Source organism: Sorangium sp. So ce426, assembly GCF_051475585.1.
In the GTDB taxonomy this organism is placed as follows: Bacteria; Myxococcota_A; Polyangia; order Polyangiales; family Polyangiaceae; genus Sorangium; species Sorangium cellulosum_B.
In genome coordinates, this window is record NZ_CP150341.1 from 5,409,145 (window position 1) to 5,433,475 (window position 24,331).

General features: G+C 72.4%; 23 protein-coding genes. 19 read left to right on the forward strand and 4 right to left on the reverse strand.

The features are described 5' to 3' along the window. Positions 1 to 41: 41 nt before the first annotated feature. On the reverse strand, positions 42 to 1,322 hold the full coding sequence (locus tag WMF44_RS20010; protein ID WP_437300718.1) for a glutamate-5-semialdehyde dehydrogenase: 1,281 nt from the start codon (positions 1,320 to 1,322) through the stop codon (positions 42 to 44). Positions 1,323 to 1,392: 70 nt separating this feature from the next. On the opposite strand from WMF44_RS20010, the gene WMF44_RS20015 reads away from it, so the two are divergent. The 13 genes from WMF44_RS20015 to WMF44_RS20075 all read left to right on the forward strand — a co-directional run bounded on the left by WMF44_RS20015 (position 1,393) and on the right by WMF44_RS20075 (position 13,064). After that, a complete protein-coding gene (locus WMF44_RS20015; protein WP_437300719.1) occupies positions 1,393 to 1,782 on the forward strand; it encodes a hypothetical protein in 390 nt (129 codons plus the stop codon). Then, on the forward strand, positions 1,779 to 2,057 hold the full coding sequence (locus tag WMF44_RS20020; protein ID WP_437300720.1) for a hypothetical protein: 279 nt from the start codon (positions 1,779 to 1,781) through the stop codon (positions 2,055 to 2,057). Before WMF44_RS20015 ends, WMF44_RS20020 begins: the two co-directional genes overlap by 4 nt. Before the next feature lie 69 nt (positions 2,058 to 2,126). Next, entirely contained in the window at positions 2,127 to 3,701 is a 1,575-nt protein-coding gene (gene guaA / locus WMF44_RS20025) for a glutamine-hydrolyzing GMP synthase (RefSeq protein WP_437300721.1), read from the forward strand. Between the two features lie 2 nt (positions 3,702 to 3,703). Continuing rightward, positions 3,704 to 4,021, forward strand: coding sequence for a PEGA domain-containing protein (locus WMF44_RS20030; protein WP_437300722.1), 318 nt, complete (start codon positions 3,704 to 3,706; stop codon positions 4,019 to 4,021). A gap of 217 nt (positions 4,022 to 4,238) precedes the next feature. Further along, positions 4,239 to 4,616 carry a hypothetical protein gene (locus tag WMF44_RS20035; RefSeq protein WP_437300723.1) on the forward strand — a complete coding sequence of 126 codons (378 nt, stop codon included), beginning with the start codon at positions 4,239 to 4,241 and terminating at the stop codon, positions 4,614 to 4,616. After that, positions 4,613 to 5,443 (forward strand): RNA polymerase sigma factor, encoded by an 831-nt coding sequence (locus WMF44_RS20040; protein ID WP_437300724.1) that lies wholly within the window; start codon positions 4,613 to 4,615, stop codon positions 5,441 to 5,443. Before WMF44_RS20035 ends, WMF44_RS20040 begins: the two co-directional genes overlap by 4 nt. A 256-nt stretch (positions 5,444 to 5,699) precedes the next feature. Then, the gene (locus WMF44_RS20045) at positions 5,700 to 5,870 is read left to right on the forward strand and encodes a hypothetical protein (RefSeq protein WP_012236312.1); all 171 of its coding nucleotides are present in this window, start codon (positions 5,700 to 5,702) and stop codon (positions 5,868 to 5,870) included. A 317-nt stretch (positions 5,871 to 6,187) separates the two neighbouring features. Then, positions 6,188 to 7,903 carry a serine/threonine-protein kinase gene (locus tag WMF44_RS20050; RefSeq protein ID WP_437300725.1) on the forward strand — a complete coding sequence of 572 codons (1,716 nt, stop codon included), beginning with the start codon at positions 6,188 to 6,190 and terminating at the stop codon, positions 7,901 to 7,903. Between the two features lie 150 nt (positions 7,904 to 8,053). Next, entirely contained in the window at positions 8,054 to 8,956 is a 903-nt protein-coding gene (locus tag WMF44_RS20055; protein ID WP_437300726.1) for a hypothetical protein, read from the forward strand. A 172-nt stretch (positions 8,957 to 9,128) separates the two neighbouring features. Then, positions 9,129 to 10,502, forward strand: coding sequence for a 3-deoxy-7-phosphoheptulonate synthase class II (locus tag WMF44_RS20060; protein ID WP_437300727.1), 1,374 nt, complete (start codon positions 9,129 to 9,131; stop codon positions 10,500 to 10,502). A 72-nt stretch (positions 10,503 to 10,574) separates the two neighbouring features. Further along, on the forward strand, positions 10,575 to 11,291 hold the full coding sequence (locus tag WMF44_RS20065; RefSeq protein ID WP_437300728.1) for a hypothetical protein: 717 nt from the start codon (positions 10,575 to 10,577) through the stop codon (positions 11,289 to 11,291). A 325-nt stretch (positions 11,292 to 11,616) separates the two neighbouring features. Then, a complete protein-coding gene (locus tag WMF44_RS20070) occupies positions 11,617 to 11,940 on the forward strand; it encodes a ribosome-binding factor A (protein WP_437300729.1) in 324 nt (107 codons plus the stop codon). Further along, a complete protein-coding gene (locus WMF44_RS20075; protein WP_437300730.1) occupies positions 11,937 to 13,064 on the forward strand; it encodes an RtcB family protein in 1,128 nt (375 codons plus the stop codon). The genes WMF44_RS20070 and WMF44_RS20075 overlap by 4 nt, the downstream gene beginning before the upstream one ends. Positions 13,065 to 13,073: 9 nt before the next feature. On the opposite strand, the gene WMF44_RS20080 is transcribed toward WMF44_RS20075, so the two are convergent. Further along, complete coding sequence (locus tag WMF44_RS20080) at positions 13,074 to 15,710, reverse strand: S8 family serine peptidase (protein WP_437300731.1); 2,637 nt, start codon at positions 15,708 to 15,710, stop codon at positions 13,074 to 13,076. Positions 15,711 to 16,132: 422 nt separating this feature from the next. On the opposite strand from WMF44_RS20080, the gene WMF44_RS20085 reads away from it, so the two are divergent. The 4 genes from WMF44_RS20085 (at position 16,133) to WMF44_RS20100 (ending at position 20,365) form a co-directional block, all read left to right on the forward strand. Continuing rightward, positions 16,133 to 16,792 carry a class I SAM-dependent methyltransferase gene (locus WMF44_RS20085; protein ID WP_437300732.1) on the forward strand — a complete coding sequence of 220 codons (660 nt, stop codon included), beginning with the start codon at positions 16,133 to 16,135 and terminating at the stop codon, positions 16,790 to 16,792. Beyond that, positions 16,789 to 17,760, forward strand: coding sequence for an NAD-dependent epimerase/dehydratase family protein (locus WMF44_RS20090; protein WP_437300733.1), 972 nt, complete (start codon positions 16,789 to 16,791; stop codon positions 17,758 to 17,760). Before WMF44_RS20085 ends, WMF44_RS20090 begins: the two co-directional genes overlap by 4 nt. A 57-nt stretch (positions 17,761 to 17,817) precedes the next feature. Further along, positions 17,818 to 18,492 (forward strand): glutathione S-transferase family protein, encoded by a 675-nt coding sequence (locus tag WMF44_RS20095; protein ID WP_437300734.1) that lies wholly within the window; start codon positions 17,818 to 17,820, stop codon positions 18,490 to 18,492. 127 nt (positions 18,493 to 18,619) lie between these two features. Then, positions 18,620 to 20,365, forward strand: coding sequence for a cation:proton antiporter (locus tag WMF44_RS20100; RefSeq protein WP_437300735.1), 1,746 nt, complete (start codon positions 18,620 to 18,622; stop codon positions 20,363 to 20,365). A 59-nt stretch (positions 20,366 to 20,424) separates the two neighbouring features. On the opposite strand, the gene WMF44_RS20105 is transcribed toward WMF44_RS20100, so the two are convergent. Next, a complete protein-coding gene (locus WMF44_RS20105) occupies positions 20,425 to 21,363 on the reverse strand; it encodes a DMT family transporter (protein ID WP_437300736.1) in 939 nt (312 codons plus the stop codon). Positions 21,364 to 21,653: 290 nt separating this feature from the next. Between WMF44_RS20105 and WMF44_RS20110 the strand changes: the two genes are divergently transcribed. Together WMF44_RS20110 and WMF44_RS20115 are read left to right on the forward strand one after the other, a co-directional pair. Continuing rightward, the gene (locus WMF44_RS20110; protein WP_012236325.1) at positions 21,654 to 22,544 is read left to right on the forward strand and encodes an MlaE family ABC transporter permease; all 891 of its coding nucleotides are present in this window, start codon (positions 21,654 to 21,656) and stop codon (positions 22,542 to 22,544) included. Between the two features lie 15 nt (positions 22,545 to 22,559). Beyond that, positions 22,560 to 23,417, forward strand: coding sequence for an MlaE family ABC transporter permease (locus tag WMF44_RS20115; protein WP_437300737.1), 858 nt, complete (start codon positions 22,560 to 22,562; stop codon positions 23,415 to 23,417). A gap of 25 nt (positions 23,418 to 23,442) precedes the next feature. Here the strand turns inward: WMF44_RS20115 and WMF44_RS20120 are convergent, their stop codons facing one another. Beyond that, positions 23,443 to 24,183: an ABC transporter ATP-binding protein gene (locus WMF44_RS20120; protein WP_437300738.1), complete on the reverse strand. Its 741-nt coding sequence runs from the start codon at positions 24,181 to 24,183 to the stop codon at positions 23,443 to 23,445. Positions 24,184 to 24,331: the final 148 nt, after the last annotated feature.

A 24,331-nucleotide genomic window follows, 5' to 3' on the forward strand; every position in this document is an offset into this window, starting at 1 on the left:
TTGCGCCCGGTCGATGACCGGCGCCACTCGTCTCGCCCGCGTCAGCGGGTCTGGCCCTCGCCGTACGCGATCCACTTGAGCGTCGTCAGGCTCGCGAGCCCCATCGGGCCGTAGGCGTGGAGCTTCGTCGTGGAGATGCCGATCTCCGCGCCGAGGCCGAGCTCGCCGCCGTCGTTGAACCGGGACGACGCGTTCACGAGCACGCAGCTCGCGTCGACCTCGCGCAGGAACCGCTGCGCGTGGTCGTAGCGGGGCGTGCAGATCACCTCGGTGTGCATCGACCCGTAGCGGCCGATGTGCTCGATCGCCTCGTCGAGCGACGGCACCACCCGCACCGCGAGGATGGGCGCGAGGAACTCCCGCCCGTAGTCGTCCTCCGCGGCCTTGCGCGCCGACGGCACGAGCGCGCAGGTGGCGGCGTCGCCGCGCAGCTCGAGCCCGCGCTCGGAGAGGGCGGCCACGCGCCCGAGCAGCGGCGCCGCGACGTCCTCGTGGACGAGCAGGCACTCCAGCGCGTTGCAGACGCCGGGGCGCTGGAGCTTGCCGTTCTCGACGAGGCGGCAGGCCATCTCGACGTCACAGCCGGCGTCGGCGTAGAGATGGTTCACGCCCTTGTAATGCTGGATCACGGGGACGCGCGCGTTCTCGGCCACGAACCGGATGAGCCCCTCGCCGCCGCGCGGGATGGCCAGATCGATCATGCCGGTCAGGCCGAGCAGGATCCGCGTGGCCTCGCGGTCGAGCGAGGGGACCCTCTGCACCGCGTCAGCGGGCAGACCGACAGAGCGCAGCGCGTCCGAGATCAGCTCGCCGAGGGCCGCGTTCGAGCGCGCCGCCTCCTTGCCGCCCCGGAGGATCGCGGCGTTGCCGCTCTTCAGGCAGAGCACGGCGGCGTCGACCGTCACGTTGGGGCGCGACTCGTAGATCATCGCGATCACGCCGAGCGGGACGCGCACCTGCCCGACGAGGAGCCCGTTCGGCCGCCGCTCCATCCCGACGACCTGCCCGACCGGATCGCTGGCGGCGGCGACCTCGAGCACCGCGCCGGCGATCGCCGCGAGCCGCGCCTCGTCGAGCACGAGCCGGTCGACGAGCGCCTCGGAGACGCCGGCGGCGCGCGCAGCGGCCACGTCCTCGGCGTTCGCGGCCAGCACCGGGGAGCGCTTGCCCTCGCCGGCCTCGGCGCGCAGCCGCTCGGCGATGGCGCGCAGCGCGCGGTCCTTCTGGGCCCTGTCCAGCGGGGCGAGGGCGCGGGCAGCCGTCCGGGCGCGCTGGCAGAGCGCGCGAAGCGCGCCCTCTAGATCGATGTTGCTCTGTTCCACAGCGGGAACCTAGCTCGCCTCCCTGCGCGGGCCAACCGTTCTCCTGCGCATCCATGCTAGCGTACCCGCCGTGTCCGGCGATCTCCGAAGCTCGAGCCAGGCGTCGTTCGCACCCCGCTCCCGAGACGCCCGCCGCGCCCCCACGAGGAGCGCCGCTGCCCGCCCGCGGCGCGGCGCGGCGCTCCTCGCGGGGGCGCTCCTCGCCGTGATCGCGCCGGCGTGCGGGGGCTCGGACGCAGGCGCGGACGCGCCCGCCACGGCGAGCACCGGCATCCCCCTCGCGGCGCCGGGCGCGCTGGGGGCGCCGCTCGACGCGCCGCCGGCGGCCCCCTCCGTCCCCTCCTTGCCGTTCGCCGATCCGGAGGGGCTCCAGGTCCCGCCCGATCCGGCCGGCCCTCCCGAAATACCGCCGTATCGTGCTCCTCCCGGGAACACCGGGGGGAGCGGAGTGGAGCTATGACTCGCGCCCGCCACGCCTCGCCGATCGCCGCGCTCGCCGCGATCCTCGCCGCGCACCTCGCCGCGGCGTGCTCCTCCGCCGCGCCGAAGCCGCTCCCGCCCGGTCCGCCGCCCGAGTACGAGCGCCCGCGCGTGTACGACGGCGGCGTCGGCGACGCGCCGGCCGCGCCGCCGGACGAGCCGGATGCAACCGACGCGACCGACGCGACCGACGCGCCGCCCGCGTCCACGCAGCCGCCGCCCACCACGCCGCCGCCGCCGCCCACGCAGCCGTAGCGCCGTGCGCCGCGAGCGGGCGTGCGGCGAGCGCCTCGGCCGCGCGACTCTGGCGGATCCAGCCCCGCCATGCTAGCGGCAGCCATGCTCTCACCCCGGCGGGACTTCGTCGTCATCCTCGATTTCGGCTCTCAGTACACGCAGCTCATCGCCCGGCGCGTGCGCGAGTCTGGCGTCTACTGCGAGATCCACCGCTTCGACGTGCCCATCGCCGAGCTGCGCCGGCTCGCCCCGCGGGCGCTCATCCTCTCGGGCGGCCCCGCCAGCGTGTACGGAGACAACGCGCCTCGCTGTTCCCGTGAGGTGCTGGAGCTCGGCGTCCCGACGCTGGGCATCTGCTACGGGCTCCAGCTCATGGCGTATCACCTCGGCGGCAAGGTCGAGCGCGCGCACACGGGGGGCGAGTACGGCCCCGCGACGGTGCGCGTCGAGCGCCCGACGGGCATCTTCTCGCGCTTCGCCGAGGGCGACGCGATCGACGTCTGGATGAGCCACGGCGATCGGCTCACCGCGATGCCGGAGGGGTTCGTGTCGCTCGGCACCACGACCGGCAGCCCGCTCTGCGCCGTCGCCCGCGAGCACGACAAGCTCTACGGCCTCCAGTTCCACCCCGAGGTCGTCCACACGCCGCGCGGCAAGGAGATCCTCCAGTCGTTCCTGTTCGACGTCGCCGGCCTCTCGCCGACCTGGACGCCCGCGTCGTTCGTGGAGGAGGCGATCGCCGCGGTCCGCGAGAAGGCCGGGCCGAGCGACCGCGTCATCCTGGGCCTCTCGGGCGGGGTCGACTCGTCGGTCGCCGCCGTGCTCTGCCAGCGCGCCCTCGGCGACCGGCTGACGTGCATCTTCGTCGACAACGGCCTGCTCCGCGAGGGTGAGGCGGAGAGCGTCGAGCGGACCTTCCGCGGCCACTTCCACATGAACCTCGACGCCGTCGACGCGTCGGCGCGGTTCCTCGAGGGGCTGCGCGGCGTCGTGGATCCCGAGCAGAAGCGCAAGGTGATCGGCCGCCTCTTCATCGAGGTGTTCGAGGAGGAGGCGAAGCGGGTCCAGGGCGCCAAGTGGCTCGTCCAGGGCACGCTCTACCCCGACGTGATCGAGAGCGTCTCGTTCAAGGGGCCGAGCGCCGTCATCAAGAGCCACCACAACGTCGGCGGCCTGCCCGAGCGGATGAACCTCGGCCTGATCGAGCCCCTGCGGGAGCTCTTCAAGGACGAGGTGCGGGCCGCCGGCGAGGCGATGGGCATGCCGCGGGACATCCTGTACCGCCAGCCGTTCCCCGGCCCGGGGCTCGCGGTGCGGTGCCTCGGCGAGGTGACGCCGGAGAAGCTCCGCGTGCTCAGGGAGGCCGACGCCATCTTCGACCAGGAGATCCGCGCCGCCGGGCTCTACGAGTCGCTCTGGCAGAGCTTCTGCGTGCTCCTCCCGGTGCGCTCCGTGGGCGTGATGGGCGACGAGCGCACCTACGACGAGGCGATCGCGCTCCGCGCGGTGCACTCGACCGACGGGATGACGGCCGACTGGGCGCGGCTGCCCTACGACCTCATCGCCCGGGTGAGCTCGCGCATCATCAACGAGGTGCGCGGCGTGAACCGCGTGGTGCTCGACGTGTCCTCGAAGCCGCCCTCGACGATCGAGTGGGAGTGACGATGGCCAGCGCGAGCGCGAAGCGGACGCGCGCCACGGCGGCGCTCCTGATGCTCGGGCTGTCGGCGTGCGTCGCGCGCGCTCCGGCGACGGTCTCGCTGCGGGTGAAGGGGAACGTGCCCGACGCGTCGGTCACCATCGACGACCAGTACATCGGCGCGCTCGCTTACGTCGCCGCCCACGGCGTCGCGCTGCCGCCCGGCGCGCACCGGATCACCGTGGAGAAGGCCGGCTACTTCGCCTGGGACCGCCTCGTCGAGGCCAGGAGCGGCGCCCCGCCGATCCACCTCCAGGTGCAGCTCACGCCCGTGCCGGATTGACGATCTCGCGGGGCCGGCACCGGCCGGCCCTGACGCAGCCGCCCCCTCACCGGGGCGCACGCGCGAGAGCACAGGACGAAATCATCTCCACGCGGTCTCCGTAATCCATGGGGTGGATGCACGCGGCATCCATCCCGATCTCCACTTCACGGGGGACCGAATCATGCCGAATCGGAGCAGTCCGAAGGCGCGCGTGACGAAGACGCGCGCGCCTTCCATGAACAAATCAGCTCGGCGCGCCCGCCGGTGCGCCACCCTCGAGGTGTGCGGCCCCGAGAGCTGTCGTCCGGGAGGCCGCCTGTTTCACGCCCTGTGCGATCTCGCCGATCGCTTCCTGCAACGCCGGGGAGATCCGCGGGCGATGCAGCTGGGCACCGTGCTGTTTTATGTGGCGTTCCACAGCGCTCGAGCCGCCGAGGACGACGACTTTCGCCTCTCTCTCCGGACCTCCCTGGACATGCTCGTCGAGCTCGAGCCGGTCGAGCGCTGGCTCCGGCCGCAGCCGGCGTTCGACGTGCCATCCGGGCGGCCTGCGCCGCGCCCCTACCCCACCTGCGCCGGCGCGGAGCTCCCGGCGCCACGAGGCTCCGGATGACGCCGCCGCGTTCCTCGCAGTCCGCGCCGCCGTCGGCGCCGCCGTCCGCGCCGACGCGCCCGTCGTTCGAGACGGTCTATGCCGTGGGCTTGCCGTTCCTTCATCACGCGCTCCGCTGGCTGGGTGTCTCGGTGAACGATCTGGACGACATGCTCCAGGAGGTCTTTCTCGCGGCCTATCGCGGCCTGTCGAGCTACGAGCCATGGCGTTTCCACGCGGCCCCTGCGGGCGTGCTCGCCGCGGCAGGACCGCCGCCCCTTCGCATCACGCCCGAGGCGGCGCTGCATCGATGGCTGTTCGGCATCGCATGGAGAAAGACGAGCCACTACCACGCGCGCGCTCACCGGCGTCGCGAGATCCCCTCCGGGGCCGGCGTGTCCTGGCCGTTCGACGGGCGCGCCCCGACGCCGACGCCCGAGCAGTCGCTCGCGGGCGCGGACCGCGCCGAGATCGTGACGGCGCTGCTGCTGAAGATCGCGCCCGAGCGGCGCGTGATCCTCGTCATGTACGATCTCCTTGGCGTCGCGGTGGCCGACATCGCCGGCCAGCTCTCGCTCAACGAGAACACGGTCCGCTCCCGCCTGCGCCTCGCCCGCGCGGACTTCCGCGCCGCCGTCGCGCGCCAGTCGGCCGAGCGCCGCAGCGCCCTGTGCGCCCTCACCGCGTCGGAGCGCCCCCTCCACACGAGCGCCGCGACCATGCTCCACACCGTGCGCGCGTTCCCGCCCGTCCCCGCGCCCGCTGCACGCGCGCTCTGGCGCCGCCTCCAGCAGCGGATCGACGATCGCGCTGCCATTGCCAGGACCGCCCCGCCGGCGCCGTGGTAAGGACCAGCGAGCCAGCGCCACCAACACACGGACGACAGGGACAGAACGCAACACGCACGGCGCCGCACACACCCACGCGACCACGCGACGTCAGACGGCACAGACGGCGCGATCCGCACGAACGGCGCGAACGGCACAACCGGCACAAACAACAAGCCGAGAGCGAAAAATACGAAGCGGGCGACCCCACTGACAGCTTGACGCCCCCGCACGTTTGTGTAGTCTCCGCCGCCCTCGCAGAGAAAGTCCTACGATCATGGCCAATACTCCGAAGTGGAATGTCCGTCTGCGTCACGAATGGCTCGCCACCCCGCTCAAGAAGAAGCGCCTGAAGCGCTGCCAGAAGGCGCGGATCGGCCTGCTCGATGCGGAGCAGCGCAAGGCTGCCAAGCAGAAGCCCGTCCAGGTCGAGCAGCCCGCGAGCTGACCGGCTGACCACCGTTACGCACCGCGCGACACTTGCCAGTCCGGCCGCGCGAACACCTCGACATCACGTGCCGATCGCGGTTCCGCAGGTCGGCGCCCTCGCGCGGCGCGATCCGTGGTAGCGTCGCCTCGCGGTGTTCGCCCGCGCGTTGGCGACGACTCGTCGATCCTCGCCTCTGGTGAGGTTCGACCCGGATCCATGGGAGCGAGGCCCTGAGCGTGTCGGATTCGAGCTTTTCGCCCGGTCGCTCGGGCACTCCTGCCGTGCCTTCGTCTCGCTCTGCAGGGGGCGAGGAGGGCGATGGCCCCACCCGCGTCATGAGCGACACGGAGCGGCAGGCCGCGCTTGCCGCCGTGCGCGGAGCGCAGGCCGCGGCCGCCGCCGCTGCGGTCACCTCCACGACCGCGGAGACGGTTCGCCCTCCGCCGCCGCCTCCTCCCGCGGGGGCTCCCCCTCCCTCCGGGTCGGGCGCGGCGGCGCACGAGCTGGCCGCCGAGACGGTCCGCCCCGCTGCGCTCCCCAAGGGGCTCGCAGCGGCGGCTGCGCACGACGCGACCGCCGACACGGTCCGTCCACCCGCTCCTCCCACGGGGAGCGCGGCGAGCCTTGCGGAGAGCGAGCCGGCGGAGGCGGACCCCCTCGTCGGCACCACGGTGGCGGGCGCGTACCACGTCATCCGCCTGCTCGGCGAAGGCGGCATGGGCCGCGTCTACGAGACGCACCACACCCGCATCCCGGGCAAGCGGTTCGCGCTGAAGACGCTCCACCCCGAGCTCTCCCAGCAGCCCACCGTCCTCGCGCGGTTCCAGCGCGAGGCCGAGGCCGCAGCGTCGATCCGGAGCCCGCACATCGTCGAGATCTTCGACGTGAACCGGCTGAGCGACGGCCGTCCGTGCATCATCGCCGAGTACCTGGATGGCAAGGGCCTCGACGAGCTCCTCGCAGGGTCGGGAGGGCGGCTTCCGGCCGGCGCCGCGGTGCGGATCGCGCGCGAGGTGTGCGACGGCATCGCGGCCGCGCACGCCGCGGGCATCGTGCACCGGGACATCAAGCCGGAGAACATCTTCCTCACGGGCGACCCTGCGTGTCCGACCGTGAAGGTCCTCGATTTCGGCATCTCGAAGACCTCCGCGCCGTCCACGCTCACGAGGACCGGCATGGTGCTCGGAACGCCGGCGTACATGGCCCCGGAGCAGGCGAAGGGGGAGGAGATCGATCCTCGGGCCGACATCTACGCCGTGGGGGCGGTCCTCTACCACGCGCTCACCGGGCAGCGCCCCTTCGAGCGCAGCGACCCGACGGCAGTACTCCTCGCGGTCATGACGGAGGAGCCGCCGCCGCCGCGATCGCTGAACCCGGAGATCCCGCCGGGCCTGGAGGCCATCGTCCAGCGCGCCATGGCGAAGCAGAGAGAGGGCCGCCACGCCTCGATGGGCGAGCTCGCCAGCGAGCTCGCGCCCTACGAGGAAGCGGCCGCGCCCGGGCCGCCCAGCGCTCGCGCGTCGCTCGCGCGCGCGTCCGTCGTGCTCGGGCGGCCTTACGCGCTCTCGCACGCCTTCGGCCTTCCCGGCTCGGCGTCGTCGGAGGCGTACCTGACGCGGCAGATGGTCTTCCTCGTGGTGAGCCTCGGCCTTGGGTGGCTCGGCGCGGGCCTCGTCAGCTGCCTCGCCGGCTTCGCGCGCGCGGCGAGCAGTGACGCCGCGGCCCTGTCGGGCCAGGGCGCCACCCTGCTCACGCTCGGGATCCTGTGCGCCCTGTTCGGCGTCGGGCTTCTCGGCGGCTTCTATGTCTTCCGGCGTGTCTGGCGGGACGACGCCCGGATGAGCGCGCTCGCGCCGCGGCTCACGACGCCCGTCGTGATCGCCCTCGTGGCCTACGGTTCCGCGTCGCTGCTCGTGCGGCTCGTCGAGGCCGTGCTCCTGCAGCGCGCCATCGGCATCGCGTGGCCGGTCTGGGACGCGTTGCTCTTCCTCATCAGCGTGCTCGCCGCGGGCGCCGCCGCCCTGTTCCAGTGGCGAGGACAGCGGCGATGAGCTCGCGGCCGGGCCGCAGGACGCGGGCCATGGGCCGCTGTCCGGGCGTGTGTTAGGGGGGAGCAAGCCATGCCAGCGCAGGCACCTGGGACGAGCGCCCGCCAGGCCAGCACCCCCGATAGACCGGGCACACAGGCGGGAACAACCACCGTGATCGGCGCAGGCGGCAACGCCTCGGGCTCGCGCGCCTCCCTGCTGGCGCGGACGCCGCCCGCGGCGCGCTGGCTCGCCACGGGCGCGGCTGCGCTCGTGGCCGTCGTGTTCGCCGCGGCGCTGCTGCGCGACGGCGTCTCGCTCTCCCGGCTCGAGGCGGCCTCGCGCGCAGAGCGCGCGCCGCCGTCGAGCTCCGGCCTCCGGCGTCCGATCGCGCCGCGACCTTCCGATGCCGTCCCCGCCGACGAGCTCGCCACGGCGACCGCGGGCGGCGTGCTCGCGCTGGAGGCGCTCGCCTCGCGCTACCCGAAGGATCCGGCGATCTTCCGCGCGCTGATGCTGCGCCACGCGCTCCCGCCGCCTTACCACGCCGCCGCGCTCGCCGCGGCGAAGCGGCTGCTGGAGCTCGATCCGGGGGCGGCGGCCGACGACGACGTGAAGCGCATCGTCTCGAGCATCGCCGGCGGACCGCCCGAGGCGGCCTCGGGCGCGCTCGACCTCATGGCGAGCGGCATGGGGAGCCACGGGGCGGATCTGCTCTACGAGCTCGCGGTGGGCAGCTCCGCGCTGAAGGAGCGCGCCGCGAAGCGGCTCGCGGAGGCCGCGGTCCTGGGGCGAGCGACGCCCGCGCTGCGCATCGCCCACGAGCTCCGGATCGCGCCCTCCTGCAAGGCGAGGCAGGCCCTGCTGGCGCGCGCGACGACCGATGGCGATCGGCGCGCCGTCGATGTGCTCGCGCCGCTCATCACCAGCAAGGGCAAGGGGTGCGGCTTTCTGGGCATGAGCCGGTGCGCGGCGGCGTGCGCCTCGATCGCGGGAGAGATCAAGGCGGCGATCCAGGCGATCGAGGGGCGCACCGGGCCATCGCCCCGGGCGGCCGACGCGCCTGCGAGCCGATGACCGCGCCTGCGAGCCGATGACCGCGCCCGCGAGCCGATGACCACGCTCGCGAGCCGATGACCGCGCCTGCGAGCCGATGACCGCGCCCGCGCGCCCATCGTCTCACGCGCGAATCGATGACGTTGACCGAGGGTTGCGCAGGTGGGAGCCTTGCCATAATAGGGCTCAACTCATGTACGTTCCTGCTCAACCCTGGTCGCCGGACTCATGGCGTGAACGGTTCAACGCCGCGCCGCTCCCCTATGACGATCCCGATGCCGTCCAGGTGTCCGTCGAGAAGCTCCGGGCGCTGCCGCCGCTCGTGACCTCGTGGGAGGTCGAGCGGCTCAAAGGCTATCTGGCCGAAGCGCAGCTCGGCCGCCGGTTCGTGCTCCAGGGGGGAGACTGCGCGGAGACGCTCGACGACTGCCGGCCGAACATCGTCACGAACAAGCTCAAGATCCTGCTCCAGATGTCGCTCGTGCTGGTGCACGGCGCCCGCCGGCCGGTGGTGCGCCTCGGGCGCTTCGCCGGGCAGTACGCCAAGCCGCGCTCCAGCCCCGTCGAGACGCGCGATGGCGTGAGCCTGCCCAGCTATTTCGGGGATCTCATCAATCGCGCTCCCTTCGACGCCTCCGCCCGGCGCCCCGATCCAAACCTGATGATCGCGGGATACCAGCACGCGGCGATCACCCTGAACTTCATCCGTTCCCTGTCGGAGGGCGGCTTCGCCGATCTGCATCACCCGGAGTACTGGGACCTGAGCTTCCTCGAGCGGGCGGATCTGCCCGGGGAGCTGCGCGAGCGATACCAGCGGATGACAGAGCAGGTCGGGGAGGCCCTTCGGTTCATGGAGGCGCTCGCGGAGGTGCCGGTCGGGGAGCTCTCTCGGGTCGAGTTCTTCACGAGCCATGAAGGGCTCAACCTGCACTACGAGTCCGCGCAGACGCGGAAGGTCGCGCGCCGGCCTGGCTTCTACGACCTGACGACCCACCTGCCCTGGATCGGCGAGCGCACGCGGCAGCCGGACGGCGCGCACGTCGAGTTCTTCAGCGGCGTGGAGAACCCGCTGGGCATCAAGCTCGGCCCGAAGACGCTCCGCGACGACGTGATCCGCCTCCTCGACCGGCTCAACCCGGCGGACGAGCCGGGCAAGATCGTGCTCATCGTGCGCATGGGCGCGGGCCGCGTGCGCGACGGGCTCCCGCCGCTCATCGAGGCGGTGCGGTCCGCGGGGCGCAAGGTGCTCTGGATGTCCGACCCGATGCACGGCAATACCCAGACGACGTCCAGCGGGATCAAGACACGGAATTTCGAGGATATCCTCACCGAGATCGAGGCGAGCTTCGAGGTGCACGAATCCATGGGATCCCACCTCGGCGGCGTCCACTTCGAGCTCACGGGCGACGATGTCACCGAGTGCGTCGGGGCGGGGCTCACGGAGTCCGATCTCGACCAGCGCTACGCCAGCCTGTGCGATCCGAGGCTGAACTACCGCCAGTCGCTCGAGATGGCGTTCCGCATCGCCCACCGCATGGCGGAGGCCTCCCGGCGCGCGAAGGGCTGAGTCGAGGGCAGGAGTCTCCTGCTGGCGTTCCGTCGAGGCTGCCCAATGAACACCCGCAGGGGGTAGTTCGCCATGCAGACCATCTCGACGGAACAGGGTGAGAGCCGACAGGGCGGAGAGCAAGCCGCGACGGATACCTCGCACGAGTGCCCGCAGCGCTCCGGCGCCAGCCCCACGCTGCTCGAACATTTGCTGCCGGAGGCCGATATCGTCATGAACCACGCTGTCGTGGTGATGGCGCCGCCGGAGGTGACGTACGCCACGCTGAAGAGGGTGGATTTCGCGAGGAGCCGCTCTCTCCTGCTGCGCGCGGTCTTCGCGCTCCGCCTGGCCGCCGTGCGGCGCGCCCGGCGCAGGCTCCGCCTCGCGCCGCTCCCGGCGCGCGTGCGGATGTCGCTCCAGAACATCGAGGATCACGGCCAGTCGAAGCTGGCCGAAAAGGAGGGTTCCGAGATCGTCATCGGCTCGATCGCGCGCCTGTTCAGCGTGGAGAGCCTGTTCACGAGGCGGACCGCCGCCGAGTTCAAGTCGTTCGACTGCGCGGGTCACTTCAAGGCGGCGGCGAGCTTCGTCGTGATGCCCTACGGACAGCGCCGGACGCTGCTCGCGTACGAGTCGCGCATCCGCGCGACCGACACGCGGACGAGGCGGCGGCTGTTCCTCCTGGACGCGCTGACGGCGCCGCTCGGGAGGCTCGTCATGCGCCGGATGCTCCGCGTCGTCGCCAGGGTCGCCAAGTACCAGTGCGCGGCGCCGGCGCATCATCATCATCGCCAGCAGGCCATGTAGCGCGATCACTGGCGATCCGTCGCGACTCCACCGATGAATCACCGCGGGGGCAGTTCGCCATCCGGGCGCGCCTTGCGCCGCGGCCCTCGCTCGTGCACCCTACGCGGCGAAGGAGGCCCGCCGTGCACCCCATTGCATCGACGAGCCTCTGCCTGACGCGCCCCTGAGCGCGCCGGCGAGGCTCACATCCCCGAGCTCATCTCGCGTGTCGCTGGAACAGCGCGGCCGACGCGTAGGTGCGTCGCCGCGCCCTCGGGAGCATGGCATGGGCAAAGATCGATCGCGGAGCCGCGAACGCGCGCGCTCCGTCGTGGATGCAGGTTCGTTGTTCGGTGGGACGGCGGCGCGGAGCGCGCAGCGCAAGGAGCGCCAGCTCTGCCGTCAGGTGCAGGAGGCGGTGAGCGACGCGCTCGCCGCGCTCCGCGACGACGTCCTCCAGGACGTCTGGGTGATGGGTGTGGAGCCGGCGCCGGACGCCAGCCGGCTCGCGGTGATCGTGCAGGTCAGGCCTGGCACGCCGCCGGAGGTGGCGGCGGCGCGGCTGGAGAAGGTGGCGGGCTACGTGCGCGCGGAGGTCGCGGGGGCGATCACCCGCAAGCGCGCGCCGACGCTCGCGTTTCAGGTGCTGCCGCCGGAGGGAGAGCCGTGAGCGCGCGCGTCTCCGCGTGGCTCCCGGACGGCGCGAGCGCGGCGCTCAGCGCGTCGCTCTCGCGGCTCGCGCGCACCGACGACGTCGCGCACATCGCGGTCATGCCCGACGCGCACGTGGCCGACGACGTGTGCGTCGGCACGGTGACCGCCACGACCTGTCGCCTCTTGCCGGCGGCGGTCGGCGGCGACATCGGCTGCGGTATGGTCGCGCTGCGGCTCCGCGCGGACGCCGATCTGCTCGCGGATCGCGATCGCGCGGCGCAGCTCCTCTCCGCGCTGCGCCGCCGCGTCCCGCACCTGTTGCGCCCGGCCGCCGGCGCCCCGCCGCTGCCCGGCGATCTCGCCGAGGCGCGGCTCGGCGCGCCTCGCCTCGAGGCGATGAAGCACCGCGAGGGCCGGATGGAGCTGGGCACGCTCGGCCGGGGCAACCATTTCCTGGAGGTGCAACGCGACGAGGAGGGCGCGCTGTGGCTGCTCCTCCACAGCGGCTCGCGCGCCATGGGCCCGGCGATCCGGCAGCACCACGAGGCGCTCGCGGCGCGCGACCCGTCGGGCGTCCGCTTCCTCGACGCGGACAGCGAGGCCGGGCGCGCGTACCTCGATGACGCGGCCTGGGCAGCGAGGTACGCGCGGGCGAGCCGCGCGCGGATGGTCACCGAGGCCCTCTCGCTCTTCGCCGAGCTGTTCGGCGTGGACGCCGACGCGTCGTCGCGCATCGAGATCGATCACAACCACGTCCGGCGCGAGGAGCACGGCGGACGCGCGCTCTGGGTGCACCGCAAGGGCGCCATGGGGCTCGCCGACGGGGAGCCCGGCGTCGTGCCCGGGTCGATGGGGAGCCCGAGCTTCCACGTCGAGGGGCGCGGCCACCCCGAGGCGCTCGGCTCGTCAGCGCACGGCGCCGGGCGCGCGCTGCCGCGGGGCGAGGCGCGCCGCCGCATCGGCGCGCGGCAGCTGCTGCGCGAGGCCGAGGGCGTGTGGTTCGATCACCGCCTCGCGGACCGGCTGCGCGAGGAGGCGCCCTCGGCCTACAAGGACATCGGCGCGGTCATGCGGGCGCAACGCGACCTCGTGCGCGTCGTCCGCCGGCTCTGGCCGGTGCTCGTCTACAAGGCGCCATGAGCGGACCCGTCACGGCCGGTCGAGGGTGACGACGGGCGACGTCCATGTCTCCCAGTGCGCCTCGTTGTCCGGATCGCCGAGCGCCCGGAGCGCGCGGAGCTCGATCAGGTAATCCCCGTCCGGGACGACGGTGTGCCTCCCGTCGAGCTTCGTCGTGCCCTTCCATCCATACCGCGTGACCGCCGTCGCGGAGGCGCTCTGACCGACGTGGGACAGCATCAGCGCGCGCCCCCACGGCTTCGCCGTGGCGGCGTCGACGATGTCCAGCGTCAGGAGCTCCGCGCCGTGATCGAGGTGGACGACCACGTAGGGCATGTCGTCCGACGCCAGCGTGTAGGCCGCGCCGCGCGGCTGCTTGGTCAGGCGTGTCCCGCTCAGCTTGCCGAGCCACGGAGCCCCGGGACCCGACCGCTTGAGGAGGGGCAGGCTCTGGTAATCGCCCTTGAAGCCCGCATACGGCACCCGCAGCAGGCCGTCGGCCGCCCCGCCCCGCGGCGTGAACACGAGGTAGCCGCCGAACAGGCCGCCTTCCGCGAGCGCGTCGCTCGCCGTGACGGTGACGGCGACGGTCGCGCTCCCGGCGGCGGGCACGGTCACGCTCGCGGCGCTGAAATCGACGCGCGCGGCGCCGGTCGTGGCGCTCGCCGGCGCCCAGTGGTCGCCCCCTGTCGCGCACGCCGCGGGCGCGTGCGACAGGTCGTAGGTGACGTCGCGCCCGCTCGAGTTCTCGAGCGTCAGCGTGCGCAGGGCGGGGCCGGCCTCGCTCTCTCCCAGCGAGAGCTTTCCAGGGCTGATCAAGGTGGTCGCGCGGATCGCCCGGTCGACGCGGATCACCCCTGCGCCCTGCCGGTGCGCGCTCTCCGGCACGCCGGCGCCCAGATCGCCGCCCCACGGCGCGGGGACCGCGGTGTTCTGGAGGACGTCGCGCACGCGCGCCGCGGACAGCTCCGGGCGCGCGGCGAGCAGGAGCGCGACGGCCCCGGCCACGTGCGGCGCCGCCATCGACGTCCCGCTGAGCGTGTCGTACGAGCCTTGCTCGATCGGCACCGTCGAGTAGATCGTGCCGCCGGGCGCGGCGAGATCGGGCTTGAAGGACAGCGCCGCGCTCAGGCCGTGCGAGCTGAAGCGGGAGACGAGGCCCGCGGTGCTGTTCCGCGCGGCCACGGCCCGATGGGTCCAGCTGTGGGTCACGGGCCCGGCGTCGAGGCGCGCGTCGAGCAGCTCGCCGTCGGCCTGCGCGATCCCCACGACCGGGATGGTGATCGGCGGGTCGCCCTCCACGGACGGGCTCATCGCCCCGGACCGATCGTTGTAGAACAGGACGCCTATGGCGCCCGCGGCCTGCGCGCGCGCGGCCTTCTGGTGGAAAGAGCAGCCGCCGCGCCGGACGAGCGCGATCTGGCGCGCGAGGCTGCCGGCGGGGAGCTCGGCGCACGCGTCGCGGGCGCTGGTGGTCGTCCCCGTGCGCGCGAGGGCGGCGCTCCCCGAGAGCGGCGCGGGCGGGCTCCCGGCGCCGCGGGTGTAGCCGATCACGGCGTTGCCCGGCGCGACGGTGAACGACAGGGTGGTGACGCGCGTGCTGTCGACGGACGCGGTGCCGATGACCGCCTCACCCACGCCGGGCGCGCCCGCGGCCCAGAGCCCCCTCTCGCCGTTGTTGCCGATCGACGCGACGACCGCGACGCCGCGCCCGACGAGCGCGCTCGCCGCCGTCGCCGTCGGATAGTCAGGCCACTGGAACGGCGTTCCGATGCTGATGTTGATGACGTGCATGCCGTCGCTGGCAGCCCGCTCCATCGCCTTGAGGATGATGTCGGCGCGCGAGCCGCCGCGGCAGCCGAACACGCGGTAAGCGCCGAAGGTCACGTCCGGGGCCACGCCCTGCACGACCCCGCTCGCCCCGATGATGCCGGCGACGTGCGTGCCATGGCCCAGGCAATCGTCCGGCTCTCCGTCGGGCACGGGCGGCTTGGTCGCGTCACTGGCGACGAAATCGTCGCCGACGAAATCATAGCCGAACGCCACGCGGCAGCCCGGGCCGAAGCAGCCTCCGAGATCGGGGTGATGGTAATCGATGCCGCTGTCGATCACGCCGACGCGGATGTCCTCGCCGGTCACGCCGAGCTCTCGGCGCACGATGTCCGCGCCCGACATCTCGCCTGCGACGGCGAGGTCCGGGTCGACCGCCGGCGCGGCGCGCGTTGTGTCGAGCTCCACCGGCACCACGGGGTAGACGGCCTTGACCCCGGGCATGTCCACGAGCGCGGCCGAGCTCTCCCGCGCGACCCAGACGGAGAGGCCGTTCCAGAGCTCCTCGAACGAGAAGCGTTGTTTGTACCGGAGCCCGCGGGCCACGGCGGCTCGCCGGAAGAGCTCCCGCTCCTCCTCGACAAGGCCCTTGACGCGGGCGCCCCCGCTGGCCCTCGCGACCGGCGCTCGCTCGAACTCCACGAACCAGAGCTCCGTGGCCTCCTCCGGCGCGAACGTCGCTTCGCCTGGCTCCGAGTCGTCCGGAGGGACAGTGTCCCGGCCCGCCTCCTTGTCTCCGGTCTCTCCGCTGCACCCTGAAAGCGCGAACCAGAGAGATGCCAGAACGAGCCGACAACCACCGCACCTCACACGCCCCTTCCCGCGCGCTCCGATCATCGATTCAGCTATGTTCGATGACGCGAATCGGTCAAGCGTGAGCGGTGCGAGAACGGAGGGAGGCGCGCGCCACGGACCGTCATTGTCGCAGACCATGGAAGAGTGGTTGTTTCAGAGCAGCCGCCCTTTCGGGTCGGGCGTAACGAGAGCTGCGCTGTGCGGCCCTGCCACGCGCGGCGGCGCGGCGGTGCGGCGGTCACGGAGCCCAGGGCGCCATGAGGGGCGCCCTCGAGAGGGCGTTATCTCGTGATGTCGTCGCTGTCCTGCCATGCCGCGGCGTACGAGCTCGTCGCGCTCACGAGGCCGCCTCGGCCTCCAGCGACGCGCGGCGCGGGGACGGCGCCGGACGTTGCCGGTCCTCGAGCGCTCGACTAGCGTGGCGCGGCTCTCCGGCGCGGGCGGCGCCGGGGCTCGGATGCACGATGACGGTCCTCGAGCGCGCCCTGTTCTCCTTGCACCATCGCCTGGTCCACGTGCCGCGCGTGGGCCGCGTCGCGCGGGCGCTCGCCGCGCAGGTGGGCCCTGCGGCGTCGCTGCTCGACGTGGGCGCGGGCGACGGCACGGTCGCGCTGGAGGTCGCGCGCCTGGTCGGGGCGCGCCGCGTCGTCGGCGTGGACGTGAAGGCGCGTCCCGGGGCGGCGCTGCCGGTCATCGGCTATGACGGCGAGCGCCTCCCCTTCCCCGACGCGGCGTTCGAGGCGGTGCTCCTCTCCGACGTGCTGCACCACGCCGCGCGCCCCGGCGCGCTGCTCGCCGAGGCGCTCCGGGTCGCGTCGCGCGTCGTCGCGCTCAAGGATCACTTCCGGTTCGGCCCGGTCTCGGAGCGCGTGCTGCTCTGGATGGATCGCGCCGGCAACGCCGCGCCCGGCGTCGAGGTGCGGGGCACGTACTTCACGCCGGGCGAGCTCGTCGCGCTCGTGCGCGGCGCGGGTGGCCGCGTCACCGGCCTCGAGTGGCCGCTCCGGATCCACGATCTGCCGTTCCGCCTCGTGACCCAGGATCGCCTCCAGTTCGCGGCGCGGATCGAGCGCCTGACCACGGGAGCCGCGGGAGCCGCGGGAATCACGGGAGGCGCGCGATGACGGAGCTCAGGTCGTTCGTCGTCGGCGGCGCCGGGTTCATCGGGAGCCACCTTACCGATCGCCTGGTCGAGCGCGGCCCCGTGACGATCTACGATAACCTCTCTGTCGGGCGCCGCGCGTTCGTGGCGTCGCACCTCGCCTCCGGGCGCGCGACGCTCGTCGAGGCCGACGCCCTCGATCTGGAGCGGCTCACCGAGGCCATGGCGGGCCACGACCTCGTCGTGCACCTCGCGGCGAACCCCGAGGCGCGCTGGGGGCTCGCGCGGACGCGGCTCGACCTCGATCAGGGCACCATCGCGACGTACAACGTGCTCGAGGCGATGCGGCGGACGGCCGTCAGCCGGCTGATCTTCTCGTCCTCGGGGACGGTCTACGGCGACACCGCGCGCCGGTGCGCGGAGGGCGATCTCGGCGCCCTGCCCATCTCGCTCTACGGCGCGAGCAAGCTCGCGGGCGAGGCGCTCATCAGCGCCTACGTCGAGTGCTTCGGCCTCACGGCGTGGATCTACCGCTTCGGCAACGTCGTCGGGCCGCGCGGGACGCACGGCGCGGCGCTCGATTTCCTGAAGAAGCTGCGCGATCGGCGGACGGAGCTCGAGGTGCTCGGCGACGGGCGCCAGTCGAAGCCGTACCTCGATGTCCGGGACTGCGTGGAGGGGATGCTGTTCGGCTTCGACCAGGCCAGGGAGCGGCTCAACATCCACAACCTCGCGCCCGAGGACGCGACGAGCGTCTCGCGCATCGCGGAGCTGTGCGTGGCGGCGTCGCCCTATCCGGACGCGGTGATCCGGTATCAGGGGGGCGAGCGCGGCTGGCCTGGCGACGTGCCGCGATCGCGGATGGATCCTGGCAAGCTGGCGGCGCTGGGCTTCCGCGTGCGCCACACGAGCGACGAGGCGGTCCGGATGGCGGTGGAGGCGCTGGCGAGCGAGGTGTTCGGGGGCGAGCTGGCGCGACGAGCGCAGTGAGCGCGCCGTCGACGCGGCCGCCGCCGCGCGGGTCGGCCGCGGTGGTAGAGTCCGCGCATGTCTGAGCTCACCCTCTACCTCGGGAACAGGACCTATTCATCGTGGTCGCTCCGGGCCTGGCTCGTCCTGAAGCAGGCTGGCGCCGACTTCGAAGAGGTGGTGATCCCTCTCCAGGCGCCCGGCACGCGCACCGTGGAGATCCAGCGTTACTCTCCGTCGGGCAAGGTGCCGGCCTTGCAGCACGGGGCGCTCACGATCTGGGAGTCGCTCGCGATCGCCGAGTACGCGGCGGAGCTCTTCCCCGCGGCGAAGCTCTGGCCGGAGGCGCGCGACGCGCGCGCCGTCGCGCGATCGGTGAGCGCCGAGATGGCGAGCAGCTTCGCCGCGCTCCGCACCGCGCTGCCGATGAACGTGCGGCGGAAGATCCAGGGCGTGGCGATCACCGACGCGGCGTCGCAGGACATCGCGCGCGTCCAGGCGATATGGAACGACTGCCGATCGCGCTTTGGCCAGGGAGGCGAGTTCCTGTTCGGGCGCTTCAGCGTGGCGGACGCCATGTACGCGCCGGTCGCGACGCGGTTCGACACGTACGGCGTCGAGCTCGACGCGGTCTCCCGGCGCTACGTGGCGTCGATCCTCGCGCTGCCCGCGATGCAGGCGTGGATCGCGAAGGCCAGGGAGGAGCCGCACATCATCGAGGCGTACGAGGCCATCGGCGTCGTGGGCATGTAACACGTAATGTACACGTAAACAGATAGACAGATAGGTAGAGGCGAGCGCGGCCCACGCCGCGCCCGGGATCACCGACGGCGCCGCACCGCGAGGCGGCGGCCGGCGACGGAAAGCGCTAGACGGGGACATGCCGCACGAACTCGATCTTATCCTCACGATCACGGGCGGGCTCACCGGAGCCCTGGCGCTCGGCTTCGTCACCCAGCGCCTGAGGCTGTCCCCCATCGTGGGCTACCTGCTGGCCGGCATCCTCGTCGGCCCCTTCACCCCGGGGTTCGTGGCGGACAAGCGGCTCGCGGACCAGCTCGCGGAGATCGGGGTCATCCTGCTGATGTTCGGGGTCGGCCTGCAGTTCCACGTCCGCGAGCTCCTCGCCGTGCGCAAGATCGCCGTGCCCGGCGCCCTCATCCAGATCGCGGTCGCCACGGCGCTCGGCGCCCTGGTCGGCCGCGCCGCGGGCTGGACGTGGGGCGCGGCGGTCGTCTTCGGCGTCGCCATCTCGGTGGCGAGCACCGTCGTGCTCACCCGGGTCCTCAGCGACAACGACGTCCTGCACACCCCCGCAGGCCACCTCGCCATCGGCTGGCTCGTGCTCGAGGACGTCTTCACCGTGCTGGTGCTCGTGCTGCTCCCCGCCGTGATGGGCGAGGCCGCGGGCGCGGGCGCGGCGGGCGTCGCCGTGTCCGTGGGGATCGCGGTCCTGAAGCTCTCCGGGCTCGTGGCGTTCATCTTCATCGTCGGACAGCGCTTCATCCCCGCGCTGCTGGGGTACGTGGCGAAGACCGGCTCGCGGGAGCTCTTCACGCTGACGGTGCTCGTCGTCGCGCTCGGCGTCGCCGTGGGCTCGGCCATCCTCTTCGGATCGTCGATGGCGCTCGGCGCCTTCCTCGGCGGCCTGGTCGTCGGCCAGTCCGACTTCAGCTCGCGCGCCGCGTCGGAGGCGCTCCCGATGCGCGACGCGTTCGCCGTGCTGTTCTTCGTCTCGGTGGGGATGCACCTCGACCCGGCGCAGCTCGCCGTGGGCTGGCAGCTGGCCGCGGGGACGCTCGCGGTGGTGCTGATCGGCAAGCCGCTCGCGGCGCTCGCGGTGACGGTGCTGCTCCGCCGCCCCCTCCAGACCGCCTTCGCCGTGGCCCTCTCGCTCGCGCAGATCGGGGAGTTTTCGTTCATCCTCGCGGCGCTCGGCAAGAAGCTCGGCGTCCTGCCGGTCGAGGCCGAGCAGACGCTCGTCGTCGCCGCCATCGTGTCGATCACGCTGAACCCGGTGCTCTTCGGCTTCCGCGATCGCCTCGCGCGATGGACGTCCGCGCTCTTCCGGCAGCGCGACGCCTCCCTCACGGAGGCCGAGGCCGCTTCGCTGGACGAGCACGCCCACCGCACCGTCGTGGTGGGCTACGGCCCTGTCGGGAAGACGCTGACGCGGCTGCTCCGTGAGAACGGCATCGCGCCGACCGTCGTCGAGCTGAACCTCGACACGGTGAAGCAGCTGCAGGACCAGGGCATCCGCGCGATCTACGGCGACGCCACGCAGCGGGAGATCCTCGAGCGGGCCGGGGTCGGGACGGCGGACAGCCTGCTGTTCACGGCGGCCGGCGCGCCCGGGGACGGGGTCATCGAGCAGGCGAAGGGCGTGAATCCGAGGCTGTTCGTCCTCGCCCGCGCCTTCTACCTGCGCGAGGTGACCGCGCTGAAGAAGGCGGGCGCGGACGTCGTTGTGACCGGCGAGGCGGAGGTCGCATTCTCGATGACCGAGCGCCTCCTCGTGCGGCTGGGCGCGACGTCCGAGCAGCTCGAACGCGAGCGCGATCGCGTCCGGAGCGAGCTCTTCGGCAGCGGCTCACCAGGGCCTCGCCCCGCGGTGCGCGACGCCTGACCTCGCGGCGGCCATGCGCCGCGCCCCGCGGCCCCGGCGCTCCCGAGCGGGGCGCAGGTTCACCTCGACTTGCCGAGCCAGCTCACCCCGCCCACGACCAGCGTGAGCCCGACGACCTGCTGCCACGTGGCCGGCTCGCCCAGGATGACCCACGAGAACGCGATCGTGAGCACCGGGCCCAGCGTCGAGAACGTCGCCGCGCGGCCCGCGCCGAGCCGCCGGATGGCGGCGGCGAGCAGCACGATGGGGAGCACCGTGCTGATCGTCGCCATCGCCGCCGCGTACCCCCACACCGACGCCGGGAGCTCGCCCAGCCTGACCGGGCTCCCCGCCGCCGCGTAGTGCGCGAGCACCATCAGGCAGGAGGCCGCCCCGCAGTACGCGGCGAGGCGCGTCGAGCCGACCCTGGAGGCGAGCTTGCCGACGCCGATGTAGTAGAGCGCGTAGGTCACCGAGCTCGCGAACACCCACGCTCCGCCGATGGCGACGGCCCGCGCGTCCCCGGATTGCTCGAGATCGTGCCAGACGGCCGCCCCGAGCCCGAGATAACACACGGCGAGCGCGCCCCAGGCCTTGCCGTGCACTGGCTGCTTCAGCCACGCTGCGCCGATGAGGAGGACGAGCGTCGGATACACGAACAGGATCAGCCGCTCGAGGCCGGTGCTGATGTACGTGAGCCCGATGAAGTCGAACAGGCTGGAGAGGTAGTATCCGAGGAACCCGACGATCAGCACACCTCCCCAGAGGCGAGCCGTCAGCGGCCCTTCGGCCGCGCCGCGCTCCCGCCGGGCGAGCCACAGGAAGAACGGCAGCGCGATGCCCATGCGCAGCGCGAGCAGCGTCACGGCGTCGACGGGGTGCGCGGCGTAGGCGAGCTTCACGAAGATCGCCTTCAGCGCGAAGGTCGCCGCCGACAGGACGGCGAACGTCCGGCCGTCGTCGAGGAGGCCAGCCCGGATCTCGCCCGTCAACGCGCCCACGCCCTCATGAGGGGACATCACCTCTGCTTCTCTGCTCTTCACCAGGCTCGCTCCACCAGGGGACCGGACATCGTCGCCGACAGCCCGCCTCCAGGTCGGCGCGCTCCTCCGGCGGGAGGCGCGCCGGCATTGCGCGCAGGAGCGCGCGTTTGCCACCGTACGAGGCTGCCTCGAAGGGAGGCGGGCACATTTCAGGTAGAGGACGATCTCCTGCTTGGGTAGCGGTCTCGACCTCTCGGGCGCCAGCCTCTCGGGATGCCAGATCGCGCCGCGCTCCCCGGGAGCCTTGGGCTAAGCTCCCGTCTCCCATGACGTCTCCTGCTGGCCCAGGCACCGCCGCGCGCGCTCACGGCGGCGGCGCGCTCGCCTCGTCCGGCGCGCCGCCCGCGCCGCCCGTGAAGCGGCCGCGCGCGCCGATCGCGCAGGAGCCCTCCGGTGTCCACCAGCTCGGCGGCTCGTTCCTCCAGATCGCCGCCACGGTGGGCGGCATGGCCGTGCTCGCGGGCAAGATCGCGGCGCGCGTGGCCACGCTCCGCGTCGACGGCGCCGAGTTCATGCGCAACCTCTACAGGATGGGCGTCAAGTCGATGCCCATCGTCGTCGTGACCGCCCTCTTCACCGGCGCGATCATGGTCATCCAGGCGGCGCCGCTGGTCGAGCGCTTCGGCGCGCACGGCCTGCTCGGCTGGGGCGCCGGCTTCGGCACGCTCCGCGAGATCGCCCCGCTGCTCACGGCGCTCATGATCAACGGCCGCGTCGGCGCCAACAACACCGCCGAGCTCGGCACCATGGTCGTCACCGAGCAGATCGACGCCCTCCGCGTCCTCGCGATCGACCCGGTGAGCTTCCTCATCGCCCCGCGCTTCCTCGCGATGGTGCTGACGCTGCTCCTCTCGGTGATCTTCGCCGACGCGCTCGCCCTGCTCGGCGCCGCGCTGACCGGCGACCTCCTCCTCGGCGTCGCCCCGGCCGTCTTCTACAACGGCCTCACGAGCGGGCTGCTCGACATCGGCGACGTCATGAGCGGCCTCGTCAAGAGCGTCGTCTTCGGCGTCGTGCTCGCGCTCTCGAGCTGCCAGTACGGCCTCGGCGTGACCGGCGGCGCGCCCGGCGTCGGCCGCGCCGTCAACGCGACCGTCGTCGCCTCGGCCGCCGGCATCTTCATCCTCGACTACTTCGTCTCGTTCACGCTCGACTGATCGGCCGCGCCGCGCATGCCCTCCCCGGACAAGAGCTCCCCCGATCGCCCGAGCGCCGGCCCGCCCTCGAGCGAGCTCAGGGATCTCGCGCCGGAGGCGTCCGGCGTCGCCGCGATCGGCGCCGCCGCGCTGTCCCTCTTCCGGTCGGCGCACGAGCTCTACTCGGTATTTGTAAGGACGCTTTACTACTGCGCGAAGGGGCGCCGCGAGCCGGGCGCGGTGCTCCAGCAGATGTACGAGATCGGCAACAAATCGCTGTTCTTCCTGACGGTCGTGATGGGCTTCATCGGGATGATCATGGTCTTTCAGGCCGGCCAGCAGGCGAAGCGGGTCATCCCGGATCTGACCATGCTCGGCGCGACGTACCTCGAGCTGCTCGTCCGCGATCTCGCCGCGTCGATCGCCGCGCTGATGCTCGCCACGCGGGTCGGCGCGGGCATCGCCGCCGAGATCGGCTCGATGGTGGTGACCGAGCAGGTCGACGCGCTCCGCATGTGCGCGGCCGATCCGATCGACTACCTCATCAAGCCGCGGTTCATCGCGAGCCTCCTCATGACGACGTGCCTCATCGTCTGGAGCGCCGCGGTCTCCTTCACCACCGGGATGGTCACCGCGTACAGCATGTTCGACGTCAGCCCCGAGACGTTCATGAACGTCAGCCTCGTCGACGCGGGTGATCTCGCGACCGGCCTCGCGAAGTGCGTGGCCTACGGCGCCGCGATCCCGGTCGTCTCCGGCCACTCCGGGCTGTCGACCTTCGGCGGCAGCGAGGGCGTGGGCTGGGCGACGACGCGCGCGGTCGTGAACTCCTCGCTCGCGGTCATCATGCTCAACATGCTGATCTCGGCGGCTGCTTTCCTGATCTTCCGCTAGGCGGGCGGCCCCGCCGCGCCGCGCCTCACTCGATCGGCCCCTCGGCGCTGCCGGTGATGAACTGCTGCACGACCGGATCCGGCGAGCCCTGGAACGCCGCGCGATCCCCGAGCAGGCGCACCAGACCTTGGTAGAGCATGACGATGCGGTCGGCGATCGTGAAGATGCTCACGAGGTCGTGGCTCACGACGATGCTCGTCACGCCGAGCGTGTCGCTGAGCTCGCGGATCAGCTTGTCGACGCGCCGCGCGCTCACCGGGTCGAGGCTCGTGGTCGGCTCGTCGAAGAGCACGTAGCGCGGGTCGAGCGTGAGCGCGCGGGCGATGGCGACGCGCTTGCGCATCCCGTCGCCGAGCTCCGGCGGGAAGCGGTCCCCGAACTCGCGCATATGCACCTGCTCGAGGCGCCGCTGCGCCTCCGCGAGCGCCTCCTTCGGCCTGAGCCCCTTGTGCTTGCGGAGCGGGAGCGCGACGTTCTCGGCGCACGTCATCGAGTCGAACAGCGTCGAGTGCTGGAACACCATCGCGCACTTCATCCTCACCGGGTACATCCGGGCCTCGTCGAAGCGGCTCACCTCCTCGCCGTCCAGCCAGATCTCCCCGCCGTCCGGATAGAGCAACCCCACGAGGTGCTTGATGAGCACGCTCTTCCCGACCCCCGATTGCCCGATGATGAAGAACACCTCGCCGTCCTCGACGTCGAACGAGACATCCTTAAGGACATCTTTGGGGCCAAAGGACTTTCGGACATTTCGGAACGAAATCATCGGGACCTGGTAATTCCGGGAAGAAGCGAGAGAAGAAGCGAGGGCAGAAGCGAGGGCAGAAGCGAGGGAAGAAACGAGAGAAGAAGCGAGAAGCGCGGTTGCGTCAAAGCAATGGCTGCGCGAAGCGTCACGCCGCCCGCTGGAATAT

What these genes read in the sequence shown, in the direction of transcription:
- WMF44_RS20120 (WP_437300738.1), bottom strand. Translation starts at nt 24,183, where the DNA reads ATGATTTCGTTCCGAAATGTCCGAAAGTCCTTTGGCCCCAAAGATGTC.
- guaA (WP_437300721.1), top strand. Translation starts at nt 2,127, where the DNA reads ATGCTAGCGGCAGCCATGCTCTCACCCCGGCGGGACTTCGTCGTCATC.
- WMF44_RS20045 (WP_012236312.1), top strand. Translation starts at nt 5,700, where the DNA reads ATGGCCAATACTCCGAAGTGGAATGTCCGTCTGCGTCACGAATGGCTC.
- WMF44_RS20050 (WP_437300725.1), top strand. Translation starts at nt 6,188, where the DNA reads ATGAGCGACACGGAGCGGCAGGCCGCGCTTGCCGCCGTGCGCGGAGCG.
- WMF44_RS20090 (WP_437300733.1), top strand. Translation starts at nt 16,789, where the DNA reads ATGACGGAGCTCAGGTCGTTCGTCGTCGGCGGCGCCGGGTTCATCGGG.
- WMF44_RS20115 (WP_437300737.1), top strand. Translation starts at nt 22,560, where the DNA reads ATGCCCTCCCCGGACAAGAGCTCCCCCGATCGCCCGAGCGCCGGCCCG.
- WMF44_RS20035 (WP_437300723.1), top strand. Translation starts at nt 4,239, where the DNA reads ATGAACAAATCAGCTCGGCGCGCCCGCCGGTGCGCCACCCTCGAGGTG.
- WMF44_RS20080 (WP_437300731.1), bottom strand. Translation starts at nt 15,710, where the DNA reads ATGATCGGAGCGCGCGGGAAGGGGCGTGTGAGGTGCGGTGGTTGTCGG.
- WMF44_RS20110 (WP_012236325.1), top strand. Translation starts at nt 21,654, where the DNA reads ATGACGTCTCCTGCTGGCCCAGGCACCGCCGCGCGCGCTCACGGCGGC.
- WMF44_RS20040 (WP_437300724.1), top strand. Translation starts at nt 4,613, where the DNA reads ATGACGCCGCCGCGTTCCTCGCAGTCCGCGCCGCCGTCGGCGCCGCCG.
- WMF44_RS20105 (WP_437300736.1), bottom strand. Translation starts at nt 21,363, where the DNA reads ATGTCCCCTCATGAGGGCGTGGGCGCGTTGACGGGCGAGATCCGGGCT.
- WMF44_RS20095 (WP_437300734.1), top strand. Translation starts at nt 17,818, where the DNA reads ATGTCTGAGCTCACCCTCTACCTCGGGAACAGGACCTATTCATCGTGG.
- WMF44_RS20100 (WP_437300735.1), top strand. Translation starts at nt 18,620, where the DNA reads ATGCCGCACGAACTCGATCTTATCCTCACGATCACGGGCGGGCTCACC.
- WMF44_RS20030 (WP_437300722.1), top strand. Translation starts at nt 3,704, where the DNA reads ATGGCCAGCGCGAGCGCGAAGCGGACGCGCGCCACGGCGGCGCTCCTG.
- WMF44_RS20065 (WP_437300728.1), top strand. Translation starts at nt 10,575, where the DNA reads ATGCAGACCATCTCGACGGAACAGGGTGAGAGCCGACAGGGCGGAGAG.
- WMF44_RS20060 (WP_437300727.1), top strand. Translation starts at nt 9,129, where the DNA reads ATGTACGTTCCTGCTCAACCCTGGTCGCCGGACTCATGGCGTGAACGG.
- WMF44_RS20085 (WP_437300732.1), top strand. Translation starts at nt 16,133, where the DNA reads ATGACGGTCCTCGAGCGCGCCCTGTTCTCCTTGCACCATCGCCTGGTC.
- WMF44_RS20020 (WP_437300720.1), top strand. Translation starts at nt 1,779, where the DNA reads ATGACTCGCGCCCGCCACGCCTCGCCGATCGCCGCGCTCGCCGCGATC.